General features: G+C 31.5%; 5 protein-coding genes. 2 read left to right on the forward strand and 3 right to left on the reverse strand.

The genetic code is table 11. The features are described from left to right. Positions 1-433: 433 nt before the first annotated feature. The 3 genes from ABMA45_RS03590 to ABMA45_RS03600 all read right to left on the reverse strand — a co-directional run bounded on the left by ABMA45_RS03590 (position 434) and on the right by ABMA45_RS03600 (position 3,980). Positions 434-1,630: an MFS transporter gene (locus ABMA45_RS03590; RefSeq protein ID WP_022088516.1), complete on the reverse strand. Its 1,197-nt coding sequence runs from the start codon at positions 1,628-1,630 to the stop codon at positions 434-436. Between the two features lie 432 nt (positions 1,631-2,062). Next, positions 2,063-2,221: a hypothetical protein gene (locus ABMA45_RS03595; protein ID WP_022088517.1), complete on the reverse strand. Its 159-nt coding sequence runs from the start codon at positions 2,219-2,221 to the stop codon at positions 2,063-2,065. 10 nt (positions 2,222-2,231) lie between these two features. After that, complete coding sequence (locus ABMA45_RS03600) at positions 2,232-3,980, reverse strand: discoidin domain-containing protein (RefSeq protein ID WP_022088518.1); 1,749 nt, start codon at positions 3,978-3,980, stop codon at positions 2,232-2,234. Between the two features lie 234 nt (positions 3,981-4,214). Here ABMA45_RS03600 and ABMA45_RS03605 point away from each other — a divergent pair, with 234 nt between their 5' ends. Both ABMA45_RS03605 and ABMA45_RS03610 read left to right on the forward strand, forming a co-directional pair. Continuing rightward, positions 4,215-5,969: a sensor histidine kinase gene (locus ABMA45_RS03605; RefSeq protein ID WP_022088519.1), complete on the forward strand. Its 1,755-nt coding sequence runs from the start codon at positions 4,215-4,217 to the stop codon at positions 5,967-5,969. A 15-nt stretch (positions 5,970-5,984) separates the two neighbouring features. Next, on the forward strand, positions 5,985-6,849 hold an 865-nt coding region (locus ABMA45_RS03610; RefSeq protein WP_348029910.1), incomplete at its 3' end, for a response regulator.

Below are 6,849 nucleotides of genomic sequence, written 5' to 3' on the forward strand. Positions count from 1 at the left end.
AATACTACCTTTCCATCATCGCTCTTTGTGTCGTTCTTGCTTGACTTTCCGTCTGAGCCACAGCCTGTCATAAGACCAGCTACCATTGTCAAGCACATGAATGCACATAACATTTTCTTTCTCATATCTTAACTTCCTCCTTAAAGTTGTTTTGTTTATGTTCACATTATATTGTTTTATTGCAAATATCTGAATAGAATATTTTTACATAAACTTGTGTTTTTTTTACATTATATATAGTAAAAAATCACATACTACCGTGTTGTTTATTTAATTTTTTATACATTTTAGACAATACCATTAATAAATTTACTTTTTATTTATTGTAAATATTAAATATAAGGAGAATAAGTGTAAAATTGTTAGATAATTTGGCAAATTATGTAAAAATTTACGGATGAAACCTGCTATTTTAGATTTCATCCGTAACTATTTAAATCTTACTCTTAAGTTTGTTCATCTTTTCCGACATTATAAACATAACTAAAGTAATTAACATAATATATATTGGAAATAGTGCGATTGTTATGTACTGGGATATTATTCCGAACAAAGCCGGCATAATAATAACTCCCATATATGCAAATGCCATCTGTATTCCTATAATTGCCTGCGAATTTTCTTTTCCAAAATTATCAGGCGTAGCATGTATTACTGATGGATATATTGGAGCACATCCAAATCCGACAAAGCCCAGACCTATTAGAGGAAATATTTCTTTTAACATTTTGTAACTTGAAAATAACTGATTTGCCGGAATTAGCAAAAATACAACTCCTATTAAAATTCCGCATATTCCAAGTCTGATCATTTTTTTATCGCCAAATTTGTCTGCTATAAAGCCACTCAAAAATCTGCCACCCGTAATTCCAATATAAAACAATCCAACAAAACTTGCTGCTGTATGGTTGCTTAACCCTCTGTTTATTACAAAATAACTTGATGCCCATAATCCTGTCGTCTGTTCTACCGCACAGTAGCAAAAAAACGCTATCAAAACAAAAGCTACACCTTTTATTTTAAATATTTCTTTTAATTTCTTTGGTTCTTTCTTTTCAGTTATGCTTTCTTCATTTTTTTCCTGATTTATTTTCCATAACGGTAATGCCGCAAATAAAACAATAGTTAGAACAAGCTGTATTACTGATATTGCCAAATATCCTCCACGCCATCCCTTTCCAAGTGACATTGCTACACCCATTACATACGGTCCAACAGCTGCTCCAATTCCCCAGAAACAGTGTAACCAGCTCATATGTCTTGACGCGAAATGAAGAGCAACATAATTGTTAAGCGCTGCATCTATTGCTCCTGCTCCCAATCCATAAGGAATCGCAAGGAAGCATAACATATAAAAGTTTCCGGAAACTGAAAATCCAAATAATGCAACAGCTGTTAAAAGTGTACTTACTGCCGAAATCATTCCCGTTCCAAACTTATATATTATCTTTTCAGAAAATAAACTTGAAATAACCGTTCCACAGGAAATTAACATTGAAATAATTCCCTCCATTGACAGCTGCGCCCCTAAATCCAAATGCATTTGCGGCCAAGCTGAACCTAAAAGTGAATCCGGCAATCCAAGACTAATAAATGCCAAATAAATAAGCGCTAATAATAATGTAACCATATTCTTTCCTCTCTTTTATATTCATTTAAATTAACATTTTATATAAATATTAGTATTCAAGAATTTAATTTCTTTAATTTACTTATAATAATTAATTATTTACTTTCTTTTATGCTAATACTAATTAATACTCTCATTTTCAATTTCCCATTGCTATAGTGTATCAGTTTTCCTCTATTTTATATATATTTTTTTACAAAAAAATACCTCCTTTCAGACTATGGTTTTACCCAAATTATCAAAAGGAGATATTCTTTGAATTTTCACGGTTGCCCGTTATCGTCTGTAATCTGATTTATTTTCATTATTAACAAACCTGATGACATGACATTTATTTAGTTGAAATTTGCATTTAGGTCTACAGCCATATGCCTATTTTGAAAATTATATAAAGCATATGACTTCAAGACCCGGGAAATGAGAAAGCGACTTTTAATATAAACCTGTCCAACCACTGTTTCCATTATTTATATCTATTACATGATCTAATCCATTCAAAAAATCATCATCACTAACACCGCTTGTTGTTATTACATCTTTTGTATCAAATTCTATTATTTCCATTTTAGGATATTCATATTTTCTCTTCATGTATTTCTCCTTACTGTGCCTGATTAGCATTGTACTTTGTTGCCCAACCTTCTATCATAGCTTTTATAGTCTCTCCAAGTCTATTAAGTTCAGCCTGTCCGCCCTCGCTTTGTGTCATGTTATACGCAACCTGTGCAACTGATCTTGTATCACTCATATTGTCAGAATAAACTGTTGTAGTTGTTCCATCTTTATAAGTAATTGTTACATATGCATTTGCAATAAAACCTCTTGCAAAATTTTCTTCTTTAATATTTACAACTGAGCCACAGTAAGTATTTGTTTTTGCACTTTCGTTTTCTCCATACCAACCATTATTTGCAATATCTAATTTTGTATAGTTACTTTCTTTTTCTAATACGTTACCATTTTTTTCATATAAATCTTTTGTAGTTATAAGCATTCCTTCCTTTATAGCTTTCTGCTCATTAACCGCTTTATAATTATCGCTTGTAACTGTTGTCTGGAATCTCATTCCATAAGGATCTGCCGTTCTGATTCCTGCACCATTTGCAATTGATAAGTTTAATGTATTTACAGCTTCCAAATTAATATTGTCTTTTACTGTTAATCCATCACCTTTTTTGTACATTTCTTCATTATAATAATAACCGTATGTAGCATCTCCATTAACTGTATATGTATCTCCATATGCCGCTTCTGTAGTTGAATCTCCTTCTGTTACAGTATAAACCGGTGAATAAATGTTAAATTCGTACATTGCTGCCCATACCTGTGCAGTACTAGATTGATGCAAAGGCATTCTATTTATTGTAAATCTCACATATTGATATTCATTATCTTTATCTTCACATTCACCGGACTGACTTCTACTCCAATTTTCATTGTCATCGTTCTCATTATTATTCCACAGCATAGTCCATGTGCTCTGATCATTAGAACCTTCTATAACATATTTCCATGTCTGACCATACTGACTTTCACTATCTGATGTATCAGCCTTGGCCTCTTCTAATGTTGGATACGCATCTTTTTGGAATAAAACATTGAATCCCTCTATTTTTCTAGTTTTTCCTAAATCAACTATTATGTACTGACCATTTCCATTTCCATTTCCGCCCCATCTTGATGAAGTGTTTCCATCGGTAACATTTGTAGCCGGAAATACACCAGCCTCATTACCGCTTCCTCCGTCACTATAATATCCTTTCGCCGAGCATCCTTTTGCAACATTTGTCACTTTAGAATCACTAATTTTAACACCATAAGCACAAAATTCTCTCATTGCAGTCCAAACAAGCGTACCTGGAATATTAGTTATTTTTATTCTTAATTTATTATATACGTTTTCTCCGTATTCCGTGTTTTTTCCTGTTAAAGATTTACTGTTATCAGAATTGTTACTATTGTCCCATAACATATCCCAATTACTTTCATCATCCGTTCCTTCAACTGTATATCCCCACTCTCCGTCGTCTCTTGAGGCTTCAAATACAATCTTAAAATCTGATATTTTATAATATGCTCCTAAATCAATTGTTATTGTTCCTGTAATTCTGCCACCTGCTATCCATAAATTATTTTCATTTCCATCTACAATGTCAGATAAGCTTCCACTAGATACTCCCATATCCGAAGTAACTGTTTTTCCATAAGTCACACACTCATTTCCGGAAAATGTACTTACTTCGCATGTAGTTGTATCGTCTCCCTTAACAGCTGCATAATCACCCATACCAACTGTTGACACGGTCATTATTGCTGCAAGAGACATTGCCAATAATTTCAATTTTTTCATCTTTCCATCTCCATTCTTTATATGATAATGCAATTATATCGGAGTTATTTTTCAGTTTTAATGTAATATTTTTACAAATACTTTGAATTTTTTTACCATTTTTAGACATTTTTTACAATTTCTTTGTATACTTTAATATTTTTGATATAATGTTTATAGCATTCTAAAGTAATTCTTTAAAAATAATTACTTTAAGGTACGGAACTATAAAATAACATCATTCGAGGACAAGGCATGGCAAAAGGATTTTCACATAAAAAAAGGAAACTAAGAACACAGGTTACCATATTAATTACAGTTACTATTGCATTTGCTTTAGTTATTAGTGGTGCATTATTTTGCTATAAGACTATTAATGAACTTCAAAAAAGTTTTAAAGAACAGATTTTTCAGGAAAGCCGCTCTACAATTAGTGCCATATCAACTAATATAGATACTATCGATTCAATATATCGTATATTAATTTCAAACACCAGCGTATATGATTGGTTAGAGAACAATTATGCTGACTCAACTAATTCGGTTACTACTGCAAAACAGATAACTTCTTCCCTTATCATGAATAATTTGTGGGAAAAAAGTTATCTTGAATCAGTTTATATTTATAACAAACGCGGAAAGCAGGTTCATGTTTCAAAAAATGAAACAAGTTCTTCATTAATTATGAATAGAAGGATTTACAATTCTCTTACATCTCCTTCTCCTTCACTTTCATTTAGAACCTTTAATGATTCAAACTGCATTTATTTTATAAAGACAATATACAGTTCAAATAATGGTCAGCAGATTGGCGATATTCTTATTTCAATTAACATTAATGAATGGATGTTCTCCCTTAGTCAATATGTTTCTAACGATTGGCGTATATTTATATACAATGATGATTTAGAAGTTATGTCGGGTTTTAAATATAATGCTGAATCAACTAAATTATCATCAATACATAAACAGATTAATGCAATTGATGCATTGAAAATATCCTCTGTTAAATTTGATTCTGACGATTACTTTGTTTTGTCAAATGAAATGGAGTCTATTAACATCAACGCTGCTGTACTTGCCCCTGTCAGTCAGATAGAACATCAGATTTACAATATTCTTTTGCCATATATTATTACAATCATATCAATTATAATTATTGTTTTAATATTTGCATTTGGAATAAGCAGACTAATCACCCAGCCTATTTCCTTAATGATTAATTATGTAAATCGAATTGCGCAGGGAGATTACTCAGGAAATATAAACGGGCTTGAAAAATACGAAGAATTTTATTCTCTCCAATTATCAGTTAACAATATGTTGGACGAGATTCATTCATTCCATGAAGATATTACGGAACAAAAGTTATTGTTAAAGGATTCTGAAATACGAGCATTGCAATCTCAGATTAATCCCCACTTTCTCTTTAATGTACTTAATGCTATTGCATGGAAAGCTGAGATGTCTGATAACAATGAAATTTATGATATGACGATTGCTCTTGGAGAATTATTAAAAGCAACTGTAAAATCTAAAAATGACTTTGCAATACCTCTTTCAGAAGAATTAAAATATGTCAAATTTTACAGTTATTTACAAAGAATTAGATTCGAAGACCGAATAAGCATCAACTTTCATATTGATGCAGGTCTTGATTCATATAAAGTTCCTGTATTTTGTATACAGACACTTGTTGAAAATGCTTATGTTCATGGTCTTGAACCAAAAGAAAGTTCAGGTGAACTAAACATTTACTTATACGAAAAATATGAATATCTTCATATTTCAATTGAAGATAATGGTATTGGATTTAATGAAATCCCTGATTTTAATAACCAGGCACCTTCATCTAAAGAATCAGGTACATCTAAAGGGCATACCCACGTTGGTCTTCGTAACCTAAATCGGAGATTAATATTAATGTATGGTCCTGAATGTGCCTTACACATTGAAAGTACTTCTATGGTAAAGACAGCTATTTCATTTAAAATTCCATGTGAAAAATAAGAAAGGTGTGATAGTATGATTTTTCACTTATTAATAGTAGACGATGAATCTATATTTAGAAAAGGCCTCTCTGAATATATAAATTGGGAGACATATGATTGTGTTGTTTCGGCAACAGCAAAGAACGGAACAGAGGCTATTGAAATAATCGAAAGTACTCCTATTGACATTGTAATAACTGATGTAAGAATGCCTTCTCTTGATGGTATCGGACTTGCTAAATACATTTATGAAAATCACCCTGAAATATCTGTTATCATACTTTCAGGATATTCAGAATTTGAATATGCACGTTCTGCAATTCAGTATAATGTTGCAGAATACCTGTTAAAACCGGCTGCAAAAAAGGATGTAATAAATGCAGTTCAAAATGTTGCGAAAAAACTAATTGAATCTAAATCTTCTATTAGTAAAAGTGAGCAGGCATTTCTTAAGGATCAATTTTTTCAGGAACTTACAGACCACGTTGTACCTGATGATTCCTTAAACAAGCTATCGGACTTTGATATTAATTTAAACAATTATTATGTAGCTGCATTTCAATTACCGGACGATATGTCAATGGTTGGAACGTTAAAAGATATAATAATCGACAACAAGCTTAACAGTTATTGCTTTAGATATAACAATCTTATTATAAATGTATATTTTGATTATGAAAATGAAGATACATCAGCAATAATTGATAACTGCAACACAATCGTTTCTTCATTTAAAAAGTTTACATCATTAAATGTAAATGCGGGTATAAGCGGTTATCATCACAGTGCACGTGATTTTTCAACAGCTGTTTCAGAGGCAATATTAGCGTTATCATTAAATTTTTATTCCTCTGCCCATGTTGTTGAATTCTCCAGTGATTACGTTGCAGGTAAAGAAA

The organism is Eubacterium sp. CAG:156, from assembly GCF_000434315.1.
Taxonomy (GTDB): domain Bacteria; phylum Bacillota; class Clostridia; order Lachnospirales; family Lachnospiraceae; genus Eubacterium_U; species Eubacterium_U album.

Coding starts and splice junctions, on each gene's coding strand:
- ABMA45_RS03600 (WP_022088518.1), bottom strand. CDS start 3,980: ATGAAAAAATTGAAATTATTGGCAATGTCTCTTGCAGCAATAATGACC.
- ABMA45_RS03605 (WP_022088519.1), top strand. CDS start 4,215: ATGGCAAAAGGATTTTCACATAAAAAAAGGAAACTAAGAACACAGGTT.
- ABMA45_RS03595 (WP_022088517.1), bottom strand. CDS start 2,221: ATGAAGAGAAAATATGAATATCCTAAAATGGAAATAATAGAATTTGAT.
- ABMA45_RS03590 (WP_022088516.1), bottom strand. CDS start 1,630: ATGGTTACATTATTATTAGCGCTTATTTATTTGGCATTTATTAGTCTT.